This window comes from Rhizobium sp. CF080, assembly GCF_000282095.2.
Taxonomy (GTDB): domain Bacteria; phylum Pseudomonadota; class Alphaproteobacteria; order Rhizobiales; family Rhizobiaceae; genus Neorhizobium.
This window is the reverse complement of record NZ_AKKC02000008.1, coordinates 222373-248266: the sequence shown is the minus strand read 5'-3', so window position 1 is coordinate 248266 and position 25894 is coordinate 222373. Positions and strand designations below refer to the sequence as shown.

At 61.9% G+C, this 25894-nt stretch carries 23 protein-coding genes; 7 read left to right on the top strand and 16 right to left on the bottom strand.

The annotated features are described in order from the left end of the window. Window positions 1-134 precede the first annotated feature (134 nt). Together kdgD and PMI07_RS18515 are read right to left on the bottom strand one after the other, a co-directional pair. Window positions 135-1067, bottom strand: coding sequence for a 5-dehydro-4-deoxyglucarate dehydratase (kdgD, locus tag PMI07_RS18520; protein ID WP_037087488.1), 933 nt, complete (start codon window positions 1065-1067; stop codon window positions 135-137). A gap of 88 nt (window positions 1068-1155) precedes the next feature. Then, window positions 1156-1893 (bottom strand): FadR/GntR family transcriptional regulator, encoded by a 738-nt coding sequence (locus PMI07_RS18515; RefSeq protein WP_051484211.1) that lies wholly within the window; start codon window positions 1891-1893, stop codon window positions 1156-1158. 187 nt (window positions 1894-2080) lie between these two features. Between PMI07_RS18515 and PMI07_RS18510 the strand changes: the two genes are divergently transcribed. From PMI07_RS18510 to PMI07_RS18500, 3 genes are all read left to right on the top strand, one after another. After that, window positions 2081-2881, top strand: coding sequence for an NAD(P)-dependent oxidoreductase (locus PMI07_RS18510; RefSeq protein ID WP_007766642.1), 801 nt, complete (start codon window positions 2081-2083; stop codon window positions 2879-2881). Window positions 2882-2986: 105 nt separating this feature from the next. Further along, window positions 2987-4135, top strand: a complete 1149-nt coding sequence (locus PMI07_RS18505; RefSeq protein WP_007766640.1) for a mandelate racemase family protein — start codon at window positions 2987-2989, stop codon at window positions 4133-4135. Window positions 4136-4437: 302 nt separating this feature from the next. Continuing rightward, window positions 4438-5790: an alpha/beta hydrolase gene (locus tag PMI07_RS18500; protein ID WP_007766639.1), complete on the top strand. Its 1353-nt coding sequence runs from the start codon at window positions 4438-4440 to the stop codon at window positions 5788-5790. Window positions 5791-5848: 58 nt separating this feature from the next. Here the strand turns inward: PMI07_RS18500 and PMI07_RS18495 are convergent, their stop codons facing one another. The 14 genes from PMI07_RS18495 to PMI07_RS18430 form a co-directional block, all read right to left on the bottom strand. Continuing rightward, window positions 5849-6913 (bottom strand): dienelactone hydrolase family protein, encoded by a 1065-nt coding sequence (locus PMI07_RS18495; RefSeq protein ID WP_007766636.1) that lies wholly within the window; start codon window positions 6911-6913, stop codon window positions 5849-5851. Next, window positions 6910-7659 carry a FadR/GntR family transcriptional regulator gene (locus PMI07_RS18490; RefSeq protein WP_007766633.1) on the bottom strand — a complete coding sequence of 250 codons (750 nt, stop codon included), beginning with the start codon at window positions 7657-7659 and terminating at the stop codon, window positions 6910-6912. Before PMI07_RS18490 ends, PMI07_RS18495 begins: the two co-directional genes overlap by 4 nt. Window positions 7660-7691: 32 nt before the next feature. Continuing rightward, window positions 7692-8450 carry an ABC transporter ATP-binding protein gene (locus PMI07_RS18485; protein WP_007766630.1) on the bottom strand — a complete coding sequence of 253 codons (759 nt, stop codon included), beginning with the start codon at window positions 8448-8450 and terminating at the stop codon, window positions 7692-7694. Further along, complete coding sequence (locus tag PMI07_RS18480) at window positions 8447-9304, bottom strand: ABC transporter ATP-binding protein (protein WP_024163915.1); 858 nt, start codon at window positions 9302-9304, stop codon at window positions 8447-8449. The genes PMI07_RS18485 and PMI07_RS18480 overlap by 4 nt, the downstream gene beginning before the upstream one ends. 11 nt (window positions 9305-9315) lie before the next feature. Continuing rightward, window positions 9316-10185 carry an ABC transporter permease gene (locus PMI07_RS18475; protein WP_037087607.1) on the bottom strand — a complete coding sequence of 290 codons (870 nt, stop codon included), beginning with the start codon at window positions 10183-10185 and terminating at the stop codon, window positions 9316-9318. Window positions 10186-10234: 49 nt separating this feature from the next. Continuing rightward, the gene (locus PMI07_RS18470) at window positions 10235-11251 is read right to left on the bottom strand and encodes an ABC transporter permease (protein ID WP_007762663.1); all 1017 of its coding nucleotides are present in this window, start codon (window positions 11249-11251) and stop codon (window positions 10235-10237) included. 73 nt (window positions 11252-11324) lie between these two features. Beyond that, window positions 11325-12917, bottom strand: a complete 1593-nt coding sequence (locus PMI07_RS18465) for an ABC transporter substrate-binding protein (RefSeq protein WP_245277200.1) — start codon at window positions 12915-12917, stop codon at window positions 11325-11327. Between the two features lie 390 nt (window positions 12918-13307). Further along, the gene (locus PMI07_RS18460) at window positions 13308-14420 is read right to left on the bottom strand and encodes a sialidase family protein (RefSeq protein ID WP_007766621.1); all 1113 of its coding nucleotides are present in this window, start codon (window positions 14418-14420) and stop codon (window positions 13308-13310) included. Between the two features lie 50 nt (window positions 14421-14470). Beyond that, entirely contained in the window at window positions 14471-15403 is a 933-nt protein-coding gene (locus PMI07_RS18455; protein WP_007766619.1) for a carbohydrate ABC transporter permease, read from the bottom strand. Beyond that, on the bottom strand, window positions 15400-16302 hold the full coding sequence (locus PMI07_RS18450) for a sugar ABC transporter permease (protein ID WP_007766616.1): 903 nt from the start codon (window positions 16300-16302) through the stop codon (window positions 15400-15402). The genes PMI07_RS18455 and PMI07_RS18450 overlap by 4 nt, the downstream gene beginning before the upstream one ends. A 10-nt stretch (window positions 16303-16312) precedes the next feature. After that, the gene (locus PMI07_RS18445; RefSeq protein WP_007766613.1) at window positions 16313-17614 is read right to left on the bottom strand and encodes an extracellular solute-binding protein; all 1302 of its coding nucleotides are present in this window, start codon (window positions 17612-17614) and stop codon (window positions 16313-16315) included. A 30-nt stretch (window positions 17615-17644) separates the two neighbouring features. Continuing rightward, window positions 17645-18739 (bottom strand): ABC transporter ATP-binding protein, encoded by a 1095-nt coding sequence (locus PMI07_RS18440; RefSeq protein ID WP_007766612.1) that lies wholly within the window; start codon window positions 18737-18739, stop codon window positions 17645-17647. Between the two features lie 214 nt (window positions 18740-18953). Then, window positions 18954-19637: a GntR family transcriptional regulator gene (locus PMI07_RS18435; protein WP_007766601.1), complete on the bottom strand. Its 684-nt coding sequence runs from the start codon at window positions 19635-19637 to the stop codon at window positions 18954-18956. A 32-nt stretch (window positions 19638-19669) separates the two neighbouring features. After that, on the bottom strand, window positions 19670-20569 hold the full coding sequence (locus tag PMI07_RS18430) for a dihydrodipicolinate synthase family protein (RefSeq protein WP_007766598.1): 900 nt from the start codon (window positions 20567-20569) through the stop codon (window positions 19670-19672). Window positions 20570-20818: 249 nt separating this feature from the next. Here PMI07_RS18430 and PMI07_RS18425 point away from each other — a divergent pair, with 249 nt between their 5' ends. The 4 genes from PMI07_RS18425 to PMI07_RS18410 all read left to right on the top strand — a co-directional run bounded on the left by PMI07_RS18425 (window position 20819) and on the right by PMI07_RS18410 (window position 25891). Then, window positions 20819-21568 (top strand): fumarylacetoacetate (FAA) hydrolase, encoded by a 750-nt coding sequence (locus PMI07_RS18425; RefSeq protein WP_024163913.1) that lies wholly within the window; start codon window positions 20819-20821, stop codon window positions 21566-21568. A gap of 23 nt (window positions 21569-21591) precedes the next feature. Further along, window positions 21592-23226 (top strand): FGGY-family carbohydrate kinase, encoded by a 1635-nt coding sequence (locus PMI07_RS18420; protein ID WP_007759162.1) that lies wholly within the window; start codon window positions 21592-21594, stop codon window positions 23224-23226. A 40-nt stretch (window positions 23227-23266) separates the two neighbouring features. After that, window positions 23267-24880: a hypothetical protein gene (locus PMI07_RS18415; protein WP_007759163.1), complete on the top strand. Its 1614-nt coding sequence runs from the start codon at window positions 23267-23269 to the stop codon at window positions 24878-24880. A gap of 132 nt (window positions 24881-25012) precedes the next feature. Beyond that, the gene (locus tag PMI07_RS18410) at window positions 25013-25891 is read left to right on the top strand and encodes a dihydrodipicolinate synthase family protein (protein ID WP_007759164.1); all 879 of its coding nucleotides are present in this window, start codon (window positions 25013-25015) and stop codon (window positions 25889-25891) included. Window positions 25892-25894: the final 3 nt, after the last annotated feature.

Sequence of the window (25894 nt, the reverse complement as noted above, 5' to 3'; positions counted from 1 at the left end):
CCAGGACGGCGCTCGCAACTTCGGTTGCGGGCGTTTTTATTTGCCGCGAACGCTCGGGCCACGAAAACGAAAAAGCCGGCAGGGTGGACCTGCCGGCTGATGCTCGCGGGGGGGGAGGTGTTGGAGGAGGACGCCTATTCAGCCGCCTGCGCCCCGGGAGCGTTGGTGCGATAGGGCTCGCAGAGAGCCTCCATCATCCTGACCTCTTCGGCGGTCAGGTCGGTCAGCGGGGCGCGAACCGGACCTGCATCGAAGCCCATCAGCCGCACGCCAGCCTTGATGGCGGAAACTGCGTAACCCTTCTGGCGGTTGCGGATCTCCATGAACGGATAGAAGAAGTCGATGAGGATCCGGTTGGTGGCCGCCGTATCGCCAGCACGGAGCGCCTTGTAGAACGTCTGGGCCAGCGCCGGAACGAAGTTGAAGACAGCCGACGAATAGGTGGTGACGCCGGCGCCGAGATAGGCATCCGCGAAAAGCTCGGCCGTCGGCATGCCGCCGAGATAGGTCAGGCGGTCGCCCATGACCGCGGTGATCTTGCGCACCAGGCCGATATCGCCGGAACCGTCCTTGAAGCCGACCAGATTGGGGCAGGCCTCGCAAAGGCGGGCCAGCGTTTCCGCCGTAAGGATGGAATTGTCGCGATTATAGACCATCACGCCAATGCCGACCGACTGGCAGACGGTCTTGATATGCTGGTAAAGGCCTTCCTGGCTGGCATCCATCAGGTAGTGGGGCAACAGGAGGATGCCGTCGGCACCGGCCTTTTCGGCAGACTTGGCGATCGAGACCGCGATACGCGTGCCATAACCGCAGCCGGCAACGATCGGCGTGCTGCCGGCCGAAGCCTTGGCGGCGATGATGATTTCCGGAATTTCGGAAGGCTCCAGCGAGAAGAACTCACCCGTGCCGCCGGCGGCAAAGAGCACCGAAGCATCAAACCCGGCCAACCAGCCGACATGCTGCTCATAGGCCTTGCGGTTGAAGAGGCCATCCTTGCCGAACGGCGTGACGGGGAACGACAAGAGCCCGGCGCCGAGCGCCTGCTTCAGTTCATTTGGATCCATAGACATGGCTGTCCCTTCCTGGTTGATTTCCAGAAGGCTACCAAGTCATATTATGACTGTCAATACTCATATTATCTTCAATGAGGTCTCAGGGGCGCCGTATCAGTGACCGGTAGCGTTGCTGGCTCCCTTTGAGATGCATACGCATGGCATCGCGAGCAGCCGAATCGTCACCATCGGTGATCGCGCGGGCGATATGGGCGTGCTCATCCTGGATCTGGGCCAAGTACTCCGCCGGCGAAATGTCGATATCGCCCTCCTGCAACAGCGATCGCGGGATCATCTGCTTGCCGATCGCTTCCAGGAGTTCCCGGAAACGCGGATTGTTGGTCGCATCCGCGATGGCGAGGTGGAAAGCCCGATCGCTTTCAACCGTTGCCGCGCCGGCGGCGATCTGCCGCTTGATCGTCTCGAGACATTCGAAGATCAGCTCCTGTTGCGCTGGCGACGAGCGGACGGCGGCGAGGCCCGCGGCCTCGATCTCGATGGCGGCACGGACTTCCAGCATCTCGATGATGGAGGAAACGCGGTTGATATCCACGGTGCGGAAGCCACCCTGCAGGCCCGCTTGCGGAGCCAGAACAAAGACGCCGACGCCGTGACGGACTTCGACGAGATTGTCTGCGCGCAGCGAAGCGATCGCCTCGCGGATGACCGTGCGGCTGACCTGATATTGCAGCGTCAATCCGCTCTCCGTCGGCAGCTTGTCGCCGGGTTTCAGCTCCCCGCTTGCGATCGCCTCCCGCATGCGCCGGCCGACCGTCTCGACCAGATTGCGGCCTTTTCGCGAAGGTGCCTCTCTGGTGATGTTATCTGCTCTCTTCAAAGTGCACCCGTTCCCGTCGCTTTGGCATTTCAGTCACTTAGAGGGGTAAAACCGCAGTGTCTTGTCAAGCGCTTAGGAAGAAATTAATTGACGCCCAGGACTGGACCTATAGTATGACATGACCTATGAGGTATTACGACGTAGCGGATCGATGCTGTTTCACCGTTGATCCGCCCACGAGGGAAGAATGCTCAAGAGACTGCTTTTAACCGGCGCCGCAGGTGGTGTCGGCCGGGCAATTCGGCCGATGCTCAAGGAGATCGCCGAACACGTCGTGCTGTCGGATATCGGCGAGATCACCGATGCGGGCGCGATTGAAACCTTCATCCAATGCGACCTTGCGGATGCCGCGGGCGTCGCAAAGCTGGTCGAGGGTGTGGACGGGATCATTCATCTCGGCGGCATTTCCGTCGAAAAGACATTCGACCTCATCGTCCAGGGCAATATTGTCGGCCTCTACAATATCTACGAAGCCGCGCGCCACAACGGCCTGCCGCGCATCGTCTTCGCAAGCTCCAACCACGTCGTCGGCTACTACCGGCGCGATGAAAGGCTCGACAACACGGTCGTGCCGAAACCGGATTCGCTCTACGGCGCTTCGAAGGTTTTCGGAGAGGCGATCGCCAGCCTCTATTTCGAAAAATTCGGACAGGAGACCTTGTCCGTCCGCATCGGTTCGTGCTTCGAGAAACCGGCCAACACCCGCATGCTGGCGACCTGGCTCAGCTATCGTGATTTCTTCTCGCTCTGCCGGCGCGCCTTTGCAGCGCCACGGATCGCGCACACCATCGTCTATGGCGCTTCTGCCAACGACGAGCAGTGGTGGGACAATCGCAATGCGGCCTTCCTCGGCTGGAAACCCGAGGACACATCCGCAAAATGGCGCGTGGAGGTGGAAGCCGCCGCCGGCAGGCAAGATCCGACCGATCCGGCCATCATCTACCAAGGCGGCGCCTTCGCCTCGGCCGGCCACCCGGACGATGCTTGAACGACAGATTATTGCTGCCCATCGGGCGGCTCCGATCCGGCCACGGCCAGGTCCCGAAATGAAATGGCGGGGGCTCGTCCCTCCGCTTCTGACAGGAGGAAATTCGTGAAGATCGTAGACGTCAATGTGCGTGTATTTTCCCATACCACGCGTCGCCACCAGGATACCGCCGGCCATGCTCACCCCGGCCCGCCGCACAAGGTCAACCTGGCGCTGCTGACCATCGTCGATGACGATGGTGCCGAAGGTTACTGCTTCGCTCCGCCGGAAATCGTTCGCCCGCATGTGATCGACAAGTTCGTCAAGAAGGTGCTGATCGGCGAAGACCCGTTCGCGCGCGAAAGACTGTGGCAGGACCTCGCTCACTGGCAGCGCGGCAGCGCCATGCAGTTGACCGACCGCACACTTGCGATCATCGATTGCGCCCTGTGGGACCTTGCCGGCCGCAAGTTGAACATGCCGGTCCACAAACTGATCGGCAGCTATCGCGAAAAGATCCCGGCCTATGGCTCGATCATGTGTGGTGACGAGCTGGAGAACGGCCTCGCAACCCCGGAAGATTACGGCCGGTTCGGCGAAAAGCTCGTCAAGCGCGGCTACAAGGGCATCAAGCTGCACACCTGGATGCCGCCGGTTTCCTGGGCACCGGATGTCAAGATGGACCTCAAGGCCTGCGCCGCGGTTCGCGAGGCGGTCGGCCCGGATATCCACCTGATGATCGACGCCTTCCACTGGTATACCCGCACGGAAGCGCTGGAACTCGGCAAGGGTCTCGAAAAGCTTGGCTTCGACTGGATCGAGGAGCCGATGGACGAGCAGAGCTCGGCCTCCTACGCCTGGCTTGCGGAAAACCTCGACATTCCGGTCCTCGGTCCGGAAAGCGCCGGCGGCAAACATTTCAGCCGCGCGGAATGGATCACCAGCAAAGCCTGCGACATCCTGCGCACCGGCGTCCACGATGTCGGCGGCATCAGCCCGGCGATGAAGACGATGCATCTCGCCGAATCCTTCGGCATGAACTGCGAAATCCACGGCAACGGCGCCCCGAACCTGATCATTGCGGCCTGCACCAAGAACGCAAAGTGGTACGAGCGCGGCCTGCTGCACCCGTTCCTCGAATATGACGACGGCTTCGAATACCTGAACGCCCTTGTCGATCCGATGGACGAGGATGGCTTCGTTCACATCTCCGACAAGCCGGGCATGGGCGAAGATATCAACTTCGACTTCGTCAACGCCAATCTGGTCGGCTGATAGACCTTGCAGCGGCCCCCTTGAGGGGCTGCTTTCCTCCGTCATTCGAATTGACGCCGGCCTTGCAGCCGCGCGGCAATCATCCCGTCCTGATTTTTCCACTCATCGACGACGCTTGGGGTCGATGCTTTCGAAAAAACTTATCGGGCCGGAGTGACATCCAATTTGTCCCGGTGATCCATCTCGACGAATATCAAGACGCCGATCCGTATAGGAAAGGCGCATTCAATCGACACAGGCCGCAAACCGCGCCTGTGCCGCAGAAGCAGTGCGTTTGCCGCACTGCCCAGGGAGGATTCCTCATGAAATCGATAGCCTCGGCCATCCTGGCGGTTGCCATTGGCCTGTCGCCCGCACCGCTTTTCGCGCAGCAGGCAAATGCACCGTCGTCGGCGAAGGCCGATAATTTCACCTCGCAATATATTCGTCTCGACCAGGATACGGAGGGGCTGCTGCTGGAGCCCAAGGTTGCGAGCCCCAATTCCCGCATCGCATTCGTTTTCTCCCACCCGAACCGCGACAACTTCAAGGAATTGCCGGGACCGGCAGTTGCTGCTCACGGCTATCGGGTGATGCTGGTGAACTATCGCGGCGATCGTGACGATCCCGATGCGCCGCCGGAAGACTTCCTGCCCAGTATTTCCCAGGGCATCGCCTATCTGCGCAAGTTGCCCGGCGTGGAGAAGGTGGTTCTGCTGGCTCATAGCGGCGGCAGCCATATGGGAACCTTTTACGAGAACGTCGCGGAACACGGCCCCGCTGTTTGCCAGGATGCCAAGAAGATCGTTCCGTGCGATGGCGAGAAAATCTCGAAGCTCGAAAAGCCGGACGGCTTTATTCTGCTCGATCCGACGCTCGGCGCCGCCCATCAGATGAGTGCCGTCGATCCGGCCGCCACCGGCGAGGAAAGGGACAAGACCGTCGACATGTTCGCCAAGGAAAACGGTTACGACGTCGAAGGCAAAAAAGCGGCCTATACGCCGGAATTCGCCAAGCGCTTCTATGCCGCACAGGCCGCCCGCAACAACCAGATCGTCGATGCGGCCGTCAAGCGGCTGAAATTGATCGAAGCAAGAAAGGGCGAGTTTTCCAACGACGAGCCGTTTGTGGTCAGGGGCGTCGGCATCAGGGCGCTCGGCGCCCGGCTTTATCAGCCGGACCTGAGCTTCGCGGCGCATACCAAGCAGCCGCACACCTTGCTCAAGGCGGACGGAACCAAGAGTGAGGAAATCATCAAGTCGGTGCGCCCGACTGCCGGCGGCAAGCAGGTTCTCGGGATGTTGAACGAGCTTGGGGCCATGAACTATTCGACGACGGTCCGCGGCTTCCTGGCGAACTCGGCGATCAGGGCAAATGCTGACTTTGCCTTCACCGCAGACGACATTGTCGGAATAGACTGGGCATCCTCATACACGTCGACACCCTCGAACGCCGAAGGCGTGACGGTGCCTTCTCTGGTTCTGACAATGAGCTGCCACTATCTGATCGTGCCCGGGGAGGTGATCTTCAACCGCCTGGGCGCAAAGGACAAGACCTATGCTTCGGTTGAAGGCGCGACCCATCTTTTTGCGCCCTGCAAGCCTGAATACGGCGATACGAAAAAGCGGGTCTTCGACTTCGTCGACGAATGGGTATCAAAGCCGGGCAGGTTCTGAAATACGGGAGACCCTGCCGGCAAAACCGGCAGGGCCTTCTCTTCCTTCTCAGGCAGGATCAGCGCGAAAGCGCCCGGTCGAGCCAGTCGATCGCATAGTCCTGCTGCTCGACCGGGAAGCAATGCGCGCCCGGCCAGAGGCGGGTCTCGACGCGTTTCGCAGCGCCGGCCGCGCTCCAGATATCGTGGATCTGCTGGTGGGCCGCCAGGGCAGCAGGCTCCGGAAAATGACGGTCTTCGGTACCGCTGAAGATCAGGGCAGGCTTCGGCGCTGCGAGCCCCGCAAAATGCGGATGGTCCAGCTTTCCCGCGATCGGCGGATGCAGCATGGAAAAGGCCGACTGGCCACGAAGCTGGTTGTTGCCCGGCTGCATGAGAGCCTGGAGCGTCCCCATCCAGCCGCCGGCGACACAGGCCCTGGCGTCATCCGACAGTGCGGCCACCTGCCAGGCGCGCGAACCGCCCATCGAATAACCGAAGCTCGCCACGCGGCTTCCATCGACGCCGGCCAGTTCACGGAGCCATGCCAGGGACTCGAGGTCTTCGAGCAGGATGACGGAGGCGTAGGAAACCCCGAACTGCATGAGATTGGCCGCCAGCGCCTGCTGCGCCTCGTAACCATTGCCTTTCCGGCTTCCCCAGCCGAGCGCGTCGGCGCAAAGCACGGTGTAACCGCGACGGGCGAGTTCGTTGCCCACATGCCGTCCACCGTAAAGCGTCGCCGTCCACTGATCGACGTCCGCGGCGACCTCGGAAGGCTCGTCGGCCCGGCGGATCATCTTTTCCTTGCCGATCGAGAAGAACGAGCCGTGGTCGTGCAGGAGCAGGACAGCGGGCGTGACGCCGTTCGTCGCATCCGGGCGAAGCAGGTAGGCTCTCGTCGTCTCGCCGTTCGAGAAGCCAAGCTCGAGCTCCTGCCCGGAGCATCCGTCTTCAGCCCACTCCGCGACAACCAAAGCGCTGGCGGGCGCGATCCGCTCGACGCCGAGGGCCTCCCGCACCTTGTTCCGTGTGCGGTCCTGCCAGTCCGGAAAGCTTTCCACAGCCGGCTGAAAATTCCAGTCGAACGAGAGGTTGTCGCGCAGCCTCACCGCGAGGCTGGACATGTTCTCGCCGTCGATCATTGTTCTCGCCGCAGCCGTTCGAGCATCCGGTCGCGGCTGTCGCCCAGATGCGTGCGCATCGCTCCGCGGGCGCCCTCCACATCACGGGCCTCTATCGCCCGCAAAATGGTCCGGTGCTCTTCATTGACGCGCGCCAGATGCACGGAAAGGCTCGCGTCATCGACGGCATGGGTCGAAAGCCGCATGCGGGGCATCAGGGTTTCGCCGAGATAGTTGAAGATACGGAAAAAGTGCTCGTTGTGGCTGGCGGTGGCAACCGCGCGGTGAAAATCGAAGTCCGCCTGCGTATCCCGGCTGGCACGGCGGACGGCGGCATCCATCGCCTTGCAGGCTGCGGTCATGGCCTGGATATCCGTCTGGGTCCGCCGATCGGCGGCAAGCGCTGCAGCTTCGGATTCGATGCCGATGCGCAGCTCGAGCCCCTTCACCAGGTTTTCGACCAGCATCAGGTTTTCATCGCCCAGACGGAAAGGCGTGACACCCGCGTCCTGACGAACGAAGACGCCGATACCATGATGGATCGAAACCAGGCCGCTTGCCCGAAGATTGGCGATCGCCTCCCGAACCACCGTCCGGCTGACCCCCAGTTCGTCGATCAGCGCCTTTTCCGTCGGAAGCTTCGATCCGCGCGGGTATTCCCCGAGCTTGATGCGCTCGGCGATCATCCGCACCACCTGCGAACTCAGGGTTTCTCTGCGCGTCCAGGTGGCGGCTGGCAGATCGGTTTTCCCGGCTTCGACTGTCATCGTGGCACCTCCCTGCCGTTTGCTGCCGAAACTCACACAGCGTGGTCGTATTCGAGGCTCGCCTGGATCAATTCGCGCGCATAGGGATCGTTGGCTTCGCCCGTCGCCAGCACGTCTCGGCTCATCACCTCGACCACGCGACCGTGCTGCATCACCGCCAGCCGCTCGCACATATGATCGATCACCGCAAGATCGTGGGAGACGAAGAGATAGGTCAGCTTGCGTTTCGCACGCAGGTCGGCAAGCAGATTGAGCACTTCGGCTTGTACTGAGACGTCGAGCGCCGAGGTCGGCTCGTCGAGAAGCAGGATGCGCGGTTCGAGAATGAGCGCCCGTGCGATCGCCACGCGCTGCCGCTGGCCGCCGGAAAGTTCGTGGGGATAACGCGCCAGGAAGGCCGGATCGAGGCCGACATCGATCAGAGCCCGTTCCATGCGCTCGACCTGCCGGTCCATGCGATGGATGCGGAGCGGCTCCTGAAGCGCCGTACGGATCGACTGGCGGGGATGGAGCGAACCATAGGGATCCTGGAAAACCATCTGGACCGTGCGGCAATATTCGGCAAAAGGCATGTCGTTGACCGACCTTCCCTCAAGCTGGATATCCCCCTCCCAGACATTCAGAAGGCGGGCGATGCAGCGCAGGATGGTCGATTTGCCGGAACCGGATTCCCCGACAAGCCCGAAAGATTCGCCGGCCTCAACCGAAAAGCAGACATCGCCGAGAATACGCTTCTTTGCCGAACTGTAACCCAGATCGATCGAGAGATTGCGAACGTCGATGGCGGTCATGCGCGCACCTCTTTGGTCTCTTGGGAGATGACTTCGCGGTTCAGGACCGGAAGCGGCTTGCGGCTGCCGCCGATATGCGGCTGTGCTGCAAGCAACCCTTGCGTATAGGGATGCGTACAGTTGCGCATATCCCGGGCGGCGCGTTCCTCGACAACCTCGCCATAGCGCATGACCAGCACGCGGTCACAGAAATTGCGCACCAGGTTGAGGTCGTGGCTGATCATGATGAGGCCGATGCCCTTGTTGGTCACCAGTTCGTTGAGGATGTTGAGAACCTGCATGCGCACGGTAACGTCGAGCGCCGAGGTCGGCTCGTCGGCGATGATGATCTGCGGTTCGGGGATCAGCATCATGGCGATCATGATGCGCTGGCCCATGCCGCCAGAGACTTCATGCGGATAGAGGCCGTAGACGCGCTCCGGGTCGCGGATCTTCACCGCTTCCAGCATTTCCAGCGTCTTCTGCCGGGCGACTTGCGCCGAGGCCTTGTAGTGAACACGATAGGCCTCGGCGATCTGGTCTCCGACGCGATGCACCGGGTTGAGCGAGAATTTCGGGTCCTGGAGGATCATCGAAATGCGCCGGCCGCGGATCGTCAGCATCTGCTTTTCACTGGCGGAAAGCAGGTCGATGCCGCCGAAATCCATCCGGTTGGCCTCGATCTTCGCGGTCGGCAGGAGCTTCAACAGCGCGCGGCCGATGGTCGACTTGCCGGAACCGGATTCGCCGACAATCCCGAGCCGCTCACGGCCGAGATCGAAGGAGACGCCTTTGACGACGGTGTTGTAGGTCTTGCCGCTGCGATAGCTGACGCGGAGATTTTCGACCTTCAGGAGTGGTTGGCTGTTATCCATGGCGGAAAATCCTAACGCTGTTTCGGATCGAGCGCGTCACGCAGGCCGTCGCCGAGAAGGTTGAAGGCGAGGCTGACGAGCAGGATGGCGCCGCCCGGGAAGGCGACCAGCCACCAATTGTCCAGCATGTAGCGCCGCCCGGTGGCGATCATCGCCCCCCATTCGGGCAGCGGCGGCTGGGCACCGAGACCGAGGAAACCGAGGCCCGCGGCAGTCAGGATGACGGTCGCCATGCTGAGCGTGATGCGCACCAGGACCGAAGGAAGGCACATCGGCATGATCGACTTGATGATGATGCGCAGCGCCGATGCCCCCTGCATGCGCGAGGCCGAGATATAGTCGGCACCGCGGAAGGTCAGCGTTTCGGCACGTGCGAGGCGGGCGATCGGCGGCCAGGTGGTGAGACCGATGGCGATGATCGCATTTTCAAGGCCGGCACCGAGCGCCGCCACGAAGGCGAGCGACAGGATGAGGCTCGGGAAGGACAGGAAGATATCGGTGATCCGCATCATAATCGTGTCGTACCAGCCGCCGAAATAACCGGCGGTCGTTCCAACCAGCAGCCCGATCGGACCAACGATGACCGAAACGATGGTGATGATCGTCAGGCTGATGCGCGTGCCGTAGATGATGCGGCTCATGATGTCGCGGCCGAGCTCGTCGGTCCCGAACCAGTGTTCGATGCTCGGCGGCTTCAATGTATTGCCGAGATTGATGACATTTGGATCATAGGGCGCAATCAGCGGTGCGACGATCGCCGTCAAGACCAGGATGGTGATGACAACGAGGCCAAAACCCGAAGACGGGTTGCCGAGAAGCTCGCGGATGATCGCAAGCAGGCGTCGGAAGGCCGAATTTGGATTCGAGCGAGAACCTGACATAGCTTTATCCTGGGCCGCATCCTGCAGGGAAAGTGATTTTGCCGTCATGTCAGCGCGTCCTCGGATCGAAGATCTTGTACAGCGCGTCGGAAAGCAGGTTGAGCGCGATGAAGATGACGCCGACCAGCAGAACGCAGGTCATCACCGCGTTCATGTCGCCGATCAGCATGTTGTTGGTGATATATTGGCCGAAGCCCGGCCATGAGAACACCGTCTCGATGAGGACCGCGCCTTCCAGCAGGCTGCCATAGGCAAGTGCCACGATCGTCACCAGCTGCACCCGGATGTTCGCGAATGCATGGTGCCAGATGGTGCGGCCCTTCGACAGCCCCTTCACCCGCGCCGTGATGACATATTCCTGGTTCAACTGGTCCAGCATGAAGCTGCGCGTCATGCGGGTGATATAGGCCATCGACGAATAACCGAGGATGCTCGCCGGCAGCAGAAGATGGTTGACCGCATCCCGGAACACTTCCCAGTCGCCGGCAAGGATCGCGTCGATCAGCAGGAAGCCCGTCGTTTCCGGCACCAGGCCGATATAATAATCCGACAGACGGCCGCCGCCGCCGACCAGATCCAGCGCCGCATAGAAGATGATCAGGCCGATCATGCCGGTCCAGAAAATCGGCATGGAATGCCCGATGAGGGTCAGGAAGCGGATGACGTGATCAATCGGACGGTTGCGGCGCACGGCTGCGAGAATACCGAGCGGAATGCCGAGGCCCGCCCCGACAATGATCGCGAAGGTCGCAAGTTCGATCGTCGCCGGCATGACATGCAGGATGTCGTTGATGACCGGCTGCCCTGTCCGGATCGACGTCCCGAAATCGCCGTGCAGCAGATCGTTCACATAGCGAAAGAACTGCTGATAGAGAGGAAGGTTCGCGCCGATCCGTTCCGCGACCGCGTCGTACGTGGCCTGGTCGGCCTCTTCACCGACAATGGCGCGGACCGGATCAACCGGCATCAGTCGTCCAATGCAGAAAGTCAGGATCAGCAGCCCGAGAAGGGTTGCCAATATGGTGCCGGTCTGCCGCGTGAAAGCGGTGAGACGCTCGTTGTTCATGGGGCTTCCTCAAGATCGTACCGGACGCCGCGGCGCTTCCGGGCCACAGGGCCCACGCCGCGGCAGCCGAGGATTATCGTTCTTTCTTGACCGTACGCAGCTGGGTCGACCAGGACGGGTTCAGTTCGAGCCCCTTGATGTCGGCCCGGAAGCCGACGCTATCGACCACTTCGGAGAAGGGCTGGATAGCTGGCACCATATCCGCGTAATAGGTCTGGATGTCCTGATATTCCTTGATCTGCTTGTCCTTGTTGCCTTCGACGAGGGCGTCATCGATCATCTTGTTGATCTTCTCATCATAGAAGGACGTGCGCCAGCCCTGGAAATTCGTCAGCTTCGCCTCATCCGCATTGTTGGGATTGTAGACGATGGCACGGAAATTCGAGTCCGGATGCGGCAGCTGGCCGCCGCCGCCGCGGCCGACGACAAGCTCATATTTGCGTTCGCGCATCGCGCCGTAGATCTGGTCGCCGGAGCCGGTGATGATCTCGGCCTTGATGCCAGCCTGCGCAAGCGTCGCCTGGATGGCGGTCGCAAGGCTCATGAACGGCACGTCGGAAATGGCGCGCAGCGTGGTCGAGAAGCCGTTCGGATAACCGGCTTCGGCAAGGAGCGCCTTGGCCTTTGCGACGTCGAGCTTATAGCCCGCATTCGGCAAGGCGCCGAAGATGCCTGCGGGAACGGGACGATCGCGCAGCTTGCCGAAATAGGGCAGCACACTGTCGTTCAGGCCCTGGTAGTCGATGAGATAACGCAGCGCCTCGCGAACCTTCGGCTTCTGGAACTTCTCGTCCTTCATGGAAACGGCGAGATAATAGAAGCCGCTGCCGCCATTTGTCTGGATCTTGACGTCCTTGCTGCTCTCGAGCGCCTTCAGGTCGGCTGCCGACATGGAAAAGGCGATGTCGATATCGCCCTTTTCGAGCATCAGCCGCTGGCTCTGCGATTCGGCCAGATGGCGCATCATGATCCGGCGCATGGCCGGCTTTTCACCCCAGTATTTCGGGTTCTGCTCGAGAGTGACGCGCTCGTTCGACTGCCACTGGCCGAGCGTGAACGGACCGGAGCCGGCGGAATTGTTGGTAAGCCAGGCAGCACCCATGTCGCCGTTCTTGTCGTGCTCCATGACCGTCTTCATGTCGAGGATGGAGCCCGGACCGACGATGCCGAGCGTCTGCACGACGATCTGCGGATCGACCTTCTTCGGCAGCTTGATGACGACCGTGCTGTCGTCCGGAGCGGTGAAGCTCTGATCGGCATTGGCCGCAGAGAAGCCATGTGTCTTGAGGAACGACGCCTGGGCAAGGTTGAGCTTCATCAGGCGCTTGAAGGACCAGACGATGTCCGCCGAAGTGACGGGATTTCCGGAAGCGAAAGTCGCGCCCTTGCGCAGCTTGAAGGTGATCGAGCCGTTATCGTCGGCGATCGTCCAGCTTTCCGCCAGCTGCGGATCGACCTGGGCGCGGTTGACGGCATTGAGCGCCACAAGGTTATCATATATGTTTGCGAGAACCTGTACGGTCTCCTTGCCGGTGATGGCAGCGGGATCGAGCGTCAGGATATTCGTCATCGAGAAGCCGACGACCAGCATAGTGGGCGGGGTTTCGGCATAGGCAGGCTGGAAAAACAGGGTAGAACCGAGCAATATCGGTCCCATCATTCTCATTAGCGGCTTCATGGCCGGTCCTCCCTTGGGTTGCCGGTCTCCTCCCGGCAGGTCGACAATAACAATCCAAGAGATATGATGTCTTACGACACGTGTCAATCCGAAATGCCGCTTTAGCCGACTCCTTGCGAAGTGGCTGAGAGCGAGCACCAGACATGTTTCCGAATCTGCTTTCTGAAGCACCGCGGGGCATCGCATATGAGAATGTATGGCGGCGCGGCATTCGTAACCCTCCCCCTTGTGGGGAGGGTGGCCGGCAGGCGGGAGGGGTCTTGATGCCGGGAAGTCCCCTCCCCAACCCCTCCCCACAAGGGGGAGGGGCTCCACGCGCGCCATGCACCCTCATATGCGATTGTCTGCCGGTCGCCGGGCTGAGCCGGTCAAGCCTGATCAGCCGGCTATGTCGAAAATCGAGGCGGCGATGAAGCGTTCCTGATCGCTGTCGTAGTTGTAATAATAGACGCTCAGCAGTTTCCCATCCGGCCGCACGACCGTGCGTGGATAGCCGAGATCGGACATGCCGCCGTCGTCGCGGATGATGATGTCGTCGCTCCAGGTCTTGCCCTCGTCCGAACTCACCCGGACGCGCAGGCCATAGGGCGCGTCGCGATAACCGAACACGAGCGCCAGCCGGCCGTCGTTCAATCGGTTGATCGTCGGCGGATTGCCGGCGTAACCCGTATTCGGCACCGGCCGGCCGATCAATTCCCAGTTTTTGCCCTCGTCGCTGGAGGTATAGGCCTCGATCCAGGCCTTGCGGTCCGGCCCGCGAGTTGCCGTCGAGCACCGCACCAGCGTCAGCACCTTGCCGTCCTTCAGCCGGATCGACGCCGGCATGATCGCAAAACCTTCCGGTTCCTTCCCGACGAAGCTCTCGAAACTGAAGCTCTTGCCTCCGTCGCGGGTGCGGATGCAGAAGACCTGGCCTTCCTTGCCGTCCGGCTTGGCGGCGCTCAGCAGGAAGAGCGCGTCATGCTTGCCGAGCGGCACGATGTCGGTGCGGGCCGAAATGCCAGGCAGGCCGAAATCGCCGAGCCGGTAGGGACCGCGCCACGTTCTCGCCCGGTCGTTGCTGACATAGAACCAGCTGATCGCACCGCCCAGCAGGCCGGTGCGGGCGCACATGACGATCGTTTCCGGATCGGTGAAATCGATCGGCTGGTCGAGCGGGCGGAGGTCCCGCTCGATGTCGATCTTCGGCTGAGCCTCGAGTTCCGGAAGCACATGTTCGTCACCCGAAAGCGTCTGACTGCCGGGCACGAAGGCGTTGAACCGCTCGATCGTCCAGGTCTCGCCGCCATCCATGCTACGGGCTTGCACCGGAATGAACGGCCTGGTCTTGTCGCGCGCATGCAGGTTCTCCGCCTCGCCGCGAAACCCCTGGACAAAGATCGTCACCGCCTCATCACCCCAGAGCCAGAGGCCGTAATTGGCTGGCCATGCAGCAAATTCGTCGGGTTTGCGGTAGACTTCTACATTCTTGATCGCATCTGACGTGATCACAGGCATCCTCCTTGCCGCCGAAGCGGTCTCATTCATTTCACTATCGATGATCAGCCCTTGACGCCGCTGGTCACGGCGCCGTCGATCACGTGCCGCTGCGCCAGAAGGTAGACGATGATGACCGGCAGGGTGATGAGGGTCGCCATCGCCATGACGACATTCCAGCGCGCATCCGGTCCGCTCTGCAGGAGCTGCAGGCCGATCTGCAGGGTCGCCATCTCCCGGTGCGAATTGAGGATGAGCGGCCAGACGAAATCGTTCCAGGCGCTCTGGAAGCTGAGCACCCCGAGCACGGCGAGCGACGGCCGGGCAAGCGGCAGCAGGATGCGCCGAAAGATCGTGAACGGCGAAGCGCCGTCCAGCTTGGCCGATTCCTCGTATTCCATCGGGATGCGGGTGAAGAACTGCCGCATCATGAAGATGCCGAACGGCGTTGCGGCGGTCGGCAGGATCATGCCCCAATAAGTGTTGAGCAGGCCGGTGCCGCCATTGCCGAGCCAGTCGTTGCCGCCGGCAAAAGGTATCTTCTGCACGATCAGGAAAACCGGCACGATCTGGCTCTGGGCCGGCACCATCAGCAGGCCGACGACAAGCGCGAAGATCAGGTTGCGGCCGGAAAACTGCATGCGGGCCAGCGCGTAACCCGCGAGCGAGCAGAAGATGAGGTTCGAGACCGTCGAGCCCAGCGCGTAGATCAGGCTGTTCACCAGCTGACGGCCGGCATCCGGCGAGGCCATGGCATCGAGATAGTTCTGCCATCGCAGCCCGTCCGGAATGAAACTCGGCGGAAACCGGAAGATTTCCTGGTCCCCCTTGAAGGAAGTCGAGACCATCCAGAGGAAGGGCATCACGGTGGCGAGTGCTGCAAACAGCAGCAGCAGGTAACCGATGACGTTCATCACGTCGAAACGCGGGAATTCCCGTTTCCGACCGCGGGCCGCGATCTGTCGTTCCATCGCTGCGGGTTGTGCAAGGTCGGTCATACGTCTTTCCTCCGCATGATCCTGGTACCGATGATCGAGAATGCCAGGATGGTCAGGAAGAGCACGGTCGACATGGCCGCGCTATAGCCGAATTCGGTATACCCGAAGGCGGTCTGGTACATCTGGTAAACGACGGTTTCCGTCGAACCGAGCGGCCCGCCCTGGGTCATCACGTAGATCGCACCGAACACCTGGAAGGTCTGCACGATCAGGATGATCAGCAGGTAGAAGGTGACGGAACTCAGCATCGGCACGGTGATGCGAAGGAAGATATCCCTGCCCTTGGCCCCATCGAGACGCGCCGCCTCGTAGAGGTCGTTCGGGATATCCTGAAGGCCCGCCAGATAGATGATCATCGCGGTGCCGAAGTCGCGCCAGATCGCCATGATGATCAGCGCATTCATCGCAAGGCTCGGGTCCTGCAGCCACGGCTGCGGCGGCAGGCCGACCCGGGTCAGGACACCGTTCAGCGGCCCGGCATAGGGCTCGTAGACATAGGCCCAGACGACGGCAGCCGCGATCAGCGATGTCAGAACCGGCAGGTAGAAGATCGTCCGGAAAGCCATGCGCCCCGGCACTTTTTGATTGAGCGCGACCGCGGCCAGCAGCCCGAGCACCATCGTCGGAAAGGTCACGCCGATCGTATAGTGGATCGTATTGCCGACCGCCTGTTGGAAGCGTGTGTCGTTGAAAAGCTTGATGTAATTGTCGAAGCCGACGAAACTCGTCGGCTTCAGGAACGAGACGTCGGTAAAGCTCATCAACAGCGTCGCCACCGCCGGCAGCAGCAGCGACAGGAACAGGATGACGAGCGCAGGTGCGAGGAATGCGTAGGCGCTCCAGTTCTGATGAAAACTGACCGTCTTGATCGGTCCGGATGTCGAGTTCCGAAGCGACATACCTTGGTCCTCAGCCCTTTTTCAGCAATGTCTGCACTTCGTCCGCGGCCGCCTTCAGCGCTTTGTCGGGCGTGTTCTTCTGGAAGATGACTTCCTGAACGCCACGCGCGACGAGCGTCATCATGCGGGGGAATACGGGCGTTGCCGGCGCCGTCGGCGGGGCGTAGCTCGCGGTCTTGATGAACTTGGAGAGATAGGGGTCGGCCTGCACGTCCTTGTTCTGCTGGGCGGACTTCAAGGCCGGCACGTTCTTGCTGGCGACCGCGAAGGCGACCTGCTGCTCCGACGACATCGCAAATTCGACGAGCTTGAGGGCCGCCTCCTGGTTCGGCGCCCCTGCCCGGACGGCGAAGCAGAAGGGATCGACAAGCGAGGTGAACCCACCGCTCTCCTTCGGGAAGGGAACGACGTCGAATTCGACGCCAGCCTTCAGCGCGTTGTTGGTCGAATAGTTGCCGGCGATCAGCATCGCGGCGCGTTGCTGGTTGAACGGGTTCGCCATGCCGCCCGGGCCGACGCCGAAGCCCGGATCGGTGATCTTGTCCGTGACGACGAGGTCGCGCAGGAAGGTCAGCGCCTTGACGCCTTCCGGACCGGCAAAGCCCGGCGCCGATAGATCCGCCGTCAGCAGCGAACCGCCCGCCCCCTGCAGCAGCAGCGTGAAGAGTTCGAAGGCCTCGAGATCGTTCTGGTAGAGCTGGATACCGGAGACCTGCAGCATGCCGCCGCCCGGGCGCTTCGTAACCGCCTTTGCCCATTCGCGAAGTTCGGCCCAGTTCTGCGGTCCCTTGTCAGGATTGAGGCCTGCTTCGCTGATGAGCTTGCGGTTGATGCCAAGGCCGCGCGAGGTGCCGTAGAGCGGCATGGAATACTGACCGCCGTCGATATGGCCGTAGGCGAGCAGCGACGGGTCGAGATCTGCCGTCTTCACATTCGGCAGCGCCTTGCCGAGTTCGACAAGCTTCTTGCCGGAAGCATAGGTGAGATTGTAGTCCCAATGCTGAACGATCAGGTCCGGGCCGGTATTGCCGTTGATCGCCGTCAGCATCTTTTCATTGAGCTGCGACGGTTCGGCATAGAGGCTGGATTGCAGCGCGACTTCCGGACGTGCGGTCTTGAAAGCCGCTTCGAGCGCTTCGCCGGCGGCCTTCTTGCTGCCTGCGAGCTGAGACCAGAAAACCAGTTGCTGGTCGGCCGCGAGCGCCCGGCCGGAAGCTGACATCAGGATCGGCAGACTGGCGAGGCCGGCAGCGGTGCCTGACAGAAATGCGCGGCGTGTGGGCTTGATGGCATGCATGACATCGTTCTTCATCGTAAACTCCTCCCGATTTATCGACGACGATTATTTCCGACTGACTGTAGTCCCGGCGGCATCAAAGACGTGGATGTTCGCCGCATCGCAATAGACGTTCAGCTCCCGGCCCGGCTCGACGATCTGGTCGCCGGCAAAGATGCAGGTGAAATTCTGGGCTTCGATGGCACTGTGGACGATCGTCTGGGCGCCGAGCCTCTCGACCGATCGCGGAACGACGCCGATCTTCACCAGCGGCTCGCTGCCGGCCGGATGCGGCGCCAGGAATTCCGGACGAATGCCGAGGACGACCTCCTCGCCGACCTTGAGACGCTCCGCCAGCCCGTCGATGACGATCGTCCCGATGCCGGGGGCTTCGAAGGAATAGTATTCGCTTTCGATCGCCTTCACCTTGCCGCGCAGCATATTCATCGGCGGACTGCCGATGAAGCTCGCGACGAAACGATTGACCGGCTTGTGATAGAGGTCCATCGGCCTGCCGACCTGCTCGACCCGTCCGCCGTTCAGCACCACGATCCGGTCGGCCATGGTCATGGCCTCGAGCTGGTCGTGGGTGACATAAACCATGGTGGCGCCAAGCTCCTTGTGGAGCTGGGTAAGTTCGGTCCGCATCTCGATGCGCAACGCCGCGTCGAGATTGGAGAGCGGCTCGTCCATCAGAAAGATTTTCGGCTTGCGGACGATGGCCCGGGCGATCGCGACGCGCTGCCGCTGGCCGCCGGAGAGCTTCGACGGCTTGTCCTTGAGCCGCGTGGAGAGGTGTACGGTGTTTGCAGCCTTCTCGACCTGCTGCCGGATGTCGCCCTTCGAACGGCGCTCCATCTGCAGCGGAAAGGCAATGTTGTCGTAAACGGTCATATGCGGATAGAGCGCGTAGGACTGGAAGACCATGGCGACGCTGCGCGTGCCGGCCGGCCGGCGGGTCACGTCATCCTTGCCTATTCTGATCGCGCCGTCGCTGATCGGATCGAGCCCCGCGATCAGGCGCAGCAGCGTGGACTTGCCGCAGCCCGACGGGCCGACAAAAACCGCGAATTCTCCGTCCTCGATGGCAAGCGATACGTCCGTGATGGCGTCGAATGCCCCGTAGCTTTTCGATACGTTGGATAGCTCCAGACGCGCCAAAGCTCGGTCCTCCCTGATTGCCTCTCCCACTGGTCAGATACCTGACAGCCTCACCATGCAACAAAAAATCGAACCTGTAAACATGTTGTTCGACAACTTCTCTGCAAACTTATATGATCAGTCATACATTAAGCGCGCAACATGCCTGAGGACCCCGCCTCCTTAAGCAGGCGCGGCCGAAGCGGCAGGCAGTCAGATATAAAACCGGGGACCGTTAGAGTTCGATCGCCCGTTCGCGGGCATGCATGATGTGACGGTCGATGGCATCGCCTGCCGCATGCGCATCGCGGGATTTGATGGCGTCGATGATCGCCAGATGATCGGCGAAGGCCGGCGGCAGGACCTGCTCGGAAAGGCTGATCCTGTCGAGCTTGATGAGCCGCATGCGGATCGCGTTGACCGCATAGGCCTGGATCAGCAGGTCGTTCTGGGTCGCCTCGATGAGCAGGTTGTGAAACCCGTCGTCGACCTTCTGGCCGCGCTCGAAGACATCCCGCGAGGGAGCATTGCGGACCTCGTCGAGGATCGACTGGTGAAGCCTGGCCTGCTCGTCGAGGATGGCGTCGGGCATGCGCCTCACGGCGGTCAGCACCGCCTCGCGCTCCAGCGCCATGCGCACCTGGAAAGCCTGGCGGATGATCGAGAGATCGATCTGGGTGATCTGGATGCCCCGCTGCGGCATGACGACCAGGAGGCCTTCATATTGCAGGCGCGGCAGCAGTTCGCGCAGAGCGCCGATCGAAAGACCGAGCAGAGCAACGAGCTCCCGCTGGGACACGAACTGACCCGGCCGCAGCCGGCCATCGAACAGCGCTTCACGAAAACGGTCGTAGGCGACCTGTTTTACCGAGCGGAGCTGTGGCTGTTCAGTGCCGGGCGGTGCAGTACGTGCGCTCATCTGTCTCCTATCGCCGGCATGCACCGGGCGGGTCAAGCAGCGGCGCGATAACCCGTCCGCTCAAACAATTCAATGAGCATAACACGATCACGCTGGTTGAGAGCAACCAGAGGGGGCACCGCATATGCTAGACTTTCGTCTTTCCGATAATGGGCAAGAGCCGCCTTGAGGGCAACGAGCGATCCGTAAGCATCCACTGCCTCGATGCGCCGCGACTGCTTTTCCAGAAGAACGGCATCGTCTGGATTGTCGTAAAGCGCCTTCAGGTCGCTGGCAAAGAGGTTCGGCATGCCACCGATCATCCCGGCGCCCCCAGCCTCGACGAGCCTGGGCAGAACCCGGTCGTCGCCCGTGAAGACGGCCAGCTCCGGGAAGGACTTCACCAGCATCAGTCCATTGTCGAGATCGCCGGTCGAATCCTTGATCCCGGCGATGCGGCTACCATGCTTGCGTATCAGAGCGGCGATCAGCGGCTGCGTGAAGCGGACCCGGCTGAGCTGCGGGATGTTGTAGAGTACGAGATCGATTACCGTATGCGCCTTGGTCCGCTCGATCAGCGCATCGAAGAAAGCAGCGACGCCATCCTCGCTCGCACCGTAGTAGAAGGGCGGCAGGACGAGGGCCGCGCGACAGCCAAGGTCTCCATAGGCGATCAGCGACGTGACCGCATCCTCGAAGCTGGCGGTCATGATCGCCGGCAGCTGACAGCCCATATCCATCCCGCCCGCCTTGAGGGCTTTGAGAGCTTCGAGCTTCTGGGCGGTCGAAAAGGAGGCGCCTTCGCCCGTCGTGCCGAACGTCGAAATGAAGCTGCAGCCGTTTGCCAGGAGATGATCGATATGCGCCTTCAGCCGGACGGTATCGATACGGAAGTCGGCCGTCACCGGCGTGACGGAGGCGGCAACAATGCCTTTCAGGGCGACATTCGACATAATCAGTTCCTCGTTATAGAACTGATATAATCAGTATATCTATCAGTCGTCAAATGTCTATTTACATCAGTCCTTCGCTGCGGCATGTTGCGTCGGGAGTGAGGATGGAGGACGGAATGCCCGACCGCGGCCGGCATAGTTTGAAGCGTGCCAAGTCCATTGATCTTATTGGGATGCCTGAGAATTCGGCTATTGGTATTGATTGTGAACGCCCTGCGGCTTCCATCGCAAACCAAGGAAACTGAGCCTATGCCTGATACGTCGACCGACACCCGCCCCACCCGTCTCGCGAATGCGATTCGCAATGCCATCCAGTCCAGGACCGTGCTTGATCCAGAACCGTTTCTGGGGCTGCCGCTGGCGGATGCCTATACGGTGCAGACCGATGTGTTTCACGCGCTCGGCCAGCCGTTCAAGGGCGCGAAGCTCACCCTGAAGGGCGATTTCTGCCAGAGCGCACCGCTTCTGTTCGTCGATGAAGAAACAGGCCATGCCCACCAGCCGGGCATTTCGCTGGAAGTGGAACTCGCCTTCGTGCTCGGCAAGGATGTCGTGGCCCGCGACGGCGACGTGACCCGCCGGGATATCGTCGACGCCATCGGCTCGGTGAGGATCGGCGTTGAGCTTCTCCGCAGCCGTTACCAAGGCGGCTCCCGGGGCGATCCGGCCCTCGCCGCCGCCGACATGATGAGCAATATCGGCTATGTCCTCGGCCCGTCGCTGGATCGGAGCCTGCTGGATGAAGGCGCCTCGATCGGTCAATTGTCGGTTATCATCAACGGACAGATCGGTTTCGACAAGCCGGCGGCGCATTCCGACGGTGATCCGCTGAAGACCATGGTCGTGCTGGCGAACCAGAACCAGCTCTCCTCCTTCTCCATGCTCAAGGCCGGACAGGTGATGACGACGGGGACATTGTGCGGACTGATCCCGGTCGGGGAGCCGGGCAGGATCGAAGTGAACATGGGCGGACAACGGTTCGTCCTCGACCTGAGCTGACGCGACCTCCGGAGGATTTGGTGATGACGTATTTCGTGGGCGTCGATGTCGGCACGGGGAGTGCGCGGGGAGGCGTATTCGATGCGGCCGGCCAACTGCTGGGCTCGGCATCGCGGCCGATCGCGACATTAAAGCCCGCGGAGGATTTCGTCGAACAGTCGTCGCGGGACATATGGGAAGCGGTGTGCGATTGCGTGCGCCGCGCCTGCGCCGAAGCAGCGATCGATGTCGGCAAGGTCGCCGGCATCGGCTTCGACGCCACCTGCTCACTGGTCGTGGTGGATGCGGGTGGCGGACCGGTGACGGTCAGTCCGACCGGTGAAGACGACTGGAACGTCATCGTCTGGATGGACCACCGGGCGATCGGCGATGCGGAAGCGATCAACGGCTTCGGCGGCCGGGTGCTCGACTATGTCGGCGGCGTCATCTCGCCGGAGATGGAGATCCCCAAACTTCGCTGGCTGAAGCGGGAAATACCGGCAAGCTGGAAGCGGGCAGCCGCCTTCTTCGACCTGCCCGACTGGCTGGTGTTTCGCGCCACCGGCTCGGCTACCCGCTCGCTCTGCAGCACGGTCTGCAAATGGACCTATCTCGGGCAGGAAGGCATGAACGGCGAAGGCTGGGGGCCGGGCTTCCTGGAGACCATCGGCCTCGGCGACCTGGCAAAGGACGGCTTTGCCGCCATCGGCCAGCACTTTGCCGCGCCGGGCGACAAGGTCGGCGTGCTGTCGGGCATGGCAGCGGTGGAACTCGGACTGCCGGAAGGCGTGGCGGTGGCGGCGAGCCTGATCGACGCCTATTCCGGCGCCCTTGGTACGCTCGGCGTCGGGATGGAGCATGGGCCTCTCGACAGCCGGCTGGCGCTGATCGCCGGCACCTCGTCCTGCCATATCACCGTCAGCCCGGAACCGCCCTTCGTGCCGGGCGTCTGGGGTCCCTATTATTCCGTGCTGCTCTCCGGCCTGTGGGCAAACGAGGCGGGGCAGTCAGCCGCTGGCGCCTTGATCGACAGGGTGATCGACGGCCATGGCGCCGCAGCCAAGACAAGAAAGAGCGCCTCCGAACAGGGTATCAGCCTCTTCGAACTGCTCGACCGCCGTCTGGAAGCCATGGCGGCGGACGGTGGCGAAGGGGAGACCGCGATCCTGACGACGGGCCGGCACGTGCAGCCGGATTTCCACGGCAACCGGTCGCCGCTCGCCGATCCGCACCGCAAGGGCGCTATCGTCGGGCTCTCGCTGGACCGCGGCATCGACGACCTGGCGCTCGATTATCTCGCAACGCTTCAAGCCCTTGCCTACGGCACCCGCCACATCATCGAGGAGATGCGTGCGAACGGCGTGACGGTCGAGACCCTCGTGGTCAGCGGTGGGCTTGCCCAGAACAGGCTGTTCCTGCGCGAACATGCCGACGCCAGCGGCTGCCTGATCGTCGTGCCCGACCAGAAGGAACCGGTGCTCGTCGGCAGCGCCATGCTCGGCGCAGTGGCCGCGGGTCATTATGCCAACCTGCCGCAAGCCATGGCCGCGATGAGCGGCGCGGGCACGGCGATCAGGCCGCGCGGTGGGGAAATCGCCGCCTACCATGACCGCAAATACCGGGTTTTCCGCCGCATGCAGGAGGACTTCGCCGCCTATGCGGCGCTGATGGCCGAATAACGACGACCAGCCGGTTCGTCACCGAATGAGGGATGAGGATATGACGAAGGAAATTGCACTCTTTGCCAGCGGCGACCTGAGGCTCAGCGCTAACCAGCAATGCTGGGCGACCCAGGAGGCAATGGAGAAGACCCTGTCAGACGTGCTGGCCGGCATGGGCTATGTCGTCAAGCGCGCCCATCCCTACAAGCCGGAGGAGAAGCATGGTTTCCTCTCGTCCCAGCGCGAAGGCATGGATGCGTTTGCGACGATCGACCCGCATGTGCCGGTGATCGTTGCCGAATCCGTCTGGCAATATTCCCACCATGTGCTCGCCGGCCTCACCTCCCACAAGGGCCCGATCCTGACCGTCGCCAACTGGTCCGGCCAGTGGCCGGGCCTGGTCGGCATGTTGAACCTCAACGGTTCGCTGACCAAGGCCGGCGTCCCCTATTCCACCCTCTGGAGCGAGGCTTTCGACGACACTTTCTTCCTCGACGGGTTGAGGGAATGGCTAGGGACGGGAACGATCAGGCACGACGCGTCCCACGTGACGCCGCTCGATGCCGCGGCACTGCCCGCCGACCTCAAGGCACTGGCGAGAGAGATCGCCGAAGACTTCCGCCGCAACAAGGTCATCCTCGGCATTTTCGATGAGGGCTGCATGGGCATGTACAATGCCATCATTCCGGACGAACTGCTGATGCCGCTCGGCATCTTCAAGGAGCGCCTGTCGCAGTCGAGCCTCTATTACGCCACCACCCAGGTGCCGGTCGAAGAAGGCAGGGCCATCTATCAGGACCTCCTCGCCAGGGGCATGACCTTCCACCTCGGCTCGGATCCGAAGACCGAGCTTACCGAGGCGCAGGTGATCGACCAGTGCCGCATGTATATCGCAGCCGTTCGCATCGCCGAGGAATTCGGCTGCGAGGCGATCGGCATCCAGTACCAGCAGGGGCTGAAGGATCTTCTCCCCGCCTCCGACCTGGTGGAGGGCATTCTCAACGACGACGGACGGCCGGACGTCAGGAACAAGCGGGGCCAGGTGATCCGCAAGGGCCAGGCGATCGTCCACTTCAACGAGGTGGACGAATGCGCCGGCCTCGACGGACTGATGACCAACCGGTTGCACCGGGCGCTCGGCCAGCCGGTCGAGAACACCTTGCACGACCTGCGCTGGGGCGACCGGGACGCCTCGGGCTCCGTCGACGACTTCGTCTGGGTGTTCGAGATCTCCGGTGCAGTTCCCCCCTCGCATAACGAAGGCGGCTGGAAAGGTTCCGACAGCCTGCGCCAGCCGGCGATGTTCTTCCCGGCCGGCGGCGGCACGCTGCGCGGCATCGCCCGCCCTGGCGAGATCGTCTGGTCGCGCGTCTTCGTCGAGGATAACAGACTGAAGATGGATATCGGTCGCGGCCGGGCGATCTCGCTTCCGAGGGAGGAGACCGAACGCCGCTGGAAATCCACCAACGAACAGTGGCCGATGATGCATGGCGTGCTGACCGGCGTCACCCGAGACCAGATGATGGCCCGCCACAAGGCCAACCACATTCAGGTCGCCTATGCCGACTCGCCGCGCGAAGCCGATCGCGCCGCCCTTGCCAAGGCTGCATTGGCGGCGGAGCTTGGGATCGAGATCAGTTTCTGCGGCCTCAGCCAGGGCCAGCTCGCCTGATTGCACGGGAAAGGCCGGACTCGCGACCGGCCGCTCAGCGTATATCTCGAAATCCCTCAAATTACCTAGTTGATCTCTGACATGTCAGTATGCCAATGTATATTCCAACACTGGGAGGATAGATAATCCAATATGAGTTTCGGGCTCTCTGTCGCACTCGCGACTCCTTTTGACAAAGACGGCCGGATTGCGCTTGACGCGATGGTTGCACAGGCTCGCCGCAGCCTCGATGCCGGCTGTGCCAGCGCCACGATTTTCGGCACCACCGGCGAAGGCTGCTCGATCGGCAATCGCGAACGGGAGGCGGTTCTGTCCGCCATGATTTCGGGCGGCATTGCGCCGCATCAGATCGTTGCAGGCGTTCTCGTCGATGCGGCAGAGGATGCCGCCGAACAGGCCGCATATGCCTTGTCCAAGGGTGCGCGCAACATTCTGCTCGCCCCGCCTTCCTATTTCAAGAATGTCAGCGACGAAGGCCTGTTCGGCTGGTTCTCCACCGTATTCGCGCTTCTGGGCGACCAGGCCCGCGACATCATCGTCTACCACATCCCGTCGGTGACGATGGTGCCGCTCAGCCACGCGCTGATTGGCCGGCTCCGCCAGGCATTTCCCGGCATTGTCACCGGGGTGAAGGATTCCGGCGGCGAATGGGCCTTCACCGAAAAGCTGCTCAAGGAACATGGCGACCTCATCATCCTGATCGGCGACGAGCGGCATCTGGCTCAAGGCGTACGCCTCGGCGGACAGGGCGCGATCTCCGGTGTTGCCAATTTCGCCCCGCGCGAAGTCCGCCGCATGGCCGTCGATGGCGAGGACGACCAGCGGATTGTCGATCTCGTCCTCGAATTGCTGAAATATCCTGTGACGCCGGCCGTCAAGGCGATGATCGCCCATCTTTCGAGCGACCCGTCGTGGCTGACGGTGCGTCCGCCGCTTCTTTCGATCAACGACGAGGGGCAGCGCCTGTTGGCCTCGGCCTTCGACACCCTGTTCCGTTCGAAGGCGGCCTGAAGA

Coding starts and splice junctions, on each gene's coding strand:
- PMI07_RS18465 (WP_245277200.1), bottom strand. CDS start 12,917: ATGAGAATGATGGGACCGATATTGCTCGGTTCTACCCTGTTTTTCCAG.
- PMI07_RS18500 (WP_007766639.1), top strand. CDS start 4,438: ATGAAATCGATAGCCTCGGCCATCCTGGCGGTTGCCATTGGCCTGTCG.
- PMI07_RS18425 (WP_024163913.1), top strand. CDS start 20,819: ATGCCTGATACGTCGACCGACACCCGCCCCACCCGTCTCGCGAATGCG.
- PMI07_RS18495 (WP_007766636.1), bottom strand. CDS start 6,913: ATGATCGACGGCGAGAACATGTCCAGCCTCGCGGTGAGGCTGCGCGAC.
- PMI07_RS18480 (WP_024163915.1), bottom strand. CDS start 9,304: ATGGATAACAGCCAACCACTCCTGAAGGTCGAAAATCTCCGCGTCAGC.
- PMI07_RS18445 (WP_007766613.1), bottom strand. CDS start 17,614: ATGAAGAACGATGTCATGCATGCCATCAAGCCCACACGCCGCGCATTT.
- PMI07_RS18470 (WP_007762663.1), bottom strand. CDS start 11,251: ATGAACAACGAGCGTCTCACCGCTTTCACGCGGCAGACCGGCACCATA.
- PMI07_RS18490 (WP_007766633.1), bottom strand. CDS start 7,659: ATGACAGTCGAAGCCGGGAAAACCGATCTGCCAGCCGCCACCTGGACG.
- PMI07_RS18475 (WP_037087607.1), bottom strand. CDS start 10,185: ATGTCAGGTTCTCGCTCGAATCCAAATTCGGCCTTCCGACGCCTGCTT.
- PMI07_RS18410 (WP_007759164.1), top strand. CDS start 25,013: ATGAGTTTCGGGCTCTCTGTCGCACTCGCGACTCCTTTTGACAAAGAC.
- PMI07_RS18510 (WP_007766642.1), top strand. CDS start 2,081: ATGCTCAAGAGACTGCTTTTAACCGGCGCCGCAGGTGGTGTCGGCCGG.
- PMI07_RS18450 (WP_007766616.1), bottom strand. CDS start 16,302: ATGTCGCTTCGGAACTCGACATCCGGACCGATCAAGACGGTCAGTTTT.
- PMI07_RS18485 (WP_007766630.1), bottom strand. CDS start 8,450: ATGACCGCCATCGACGTTCGCAATCTCTCGATCGATCTGGGTTACAGT.
- PMI07_RS18420 (WP_007759162.1), top strand. CDS start 21,592: ATGACGTATTTCGTGGGCGTCGATGTCGGCACGGGGAGTGCGCGGGGA.
- PMI07_RS18435 (WP_007766601.1), bottom strand. CDS start 19,637: ATGAGCGCACGTACTGCACCGCCCGGCACTGAACAGCCACAGCTCCGC.
- PMI07_RS18455 (WP_007766619.1), bottom strand. CDS start 15,403: ATGACCGACCTTGCACAACCCGCAGCGATGGAACGACAGATCGCGGCC.
- PMI07_RS18430 (WP_007766598.1), bottom strand. CDS start 20,569: ATGTCGAATGTCGCCCTGAAAGGCATTGTTGCCGCCTCCGTCACGCCG.
- PMI07_RS18415 (WP_007759163.1), top strand. CDS start 23,267: ATGACGAAGGAAATTGCACTCTTTGCCAGCGGCGACCTGAGGCTCAGC.
- kdgD (WP_037087488.1), bottom strand. CDS start 1,067: ATGGATCCAAATGAACTGAAGCAGGCGCTCGGCGCCGGGCTCTTGTCG.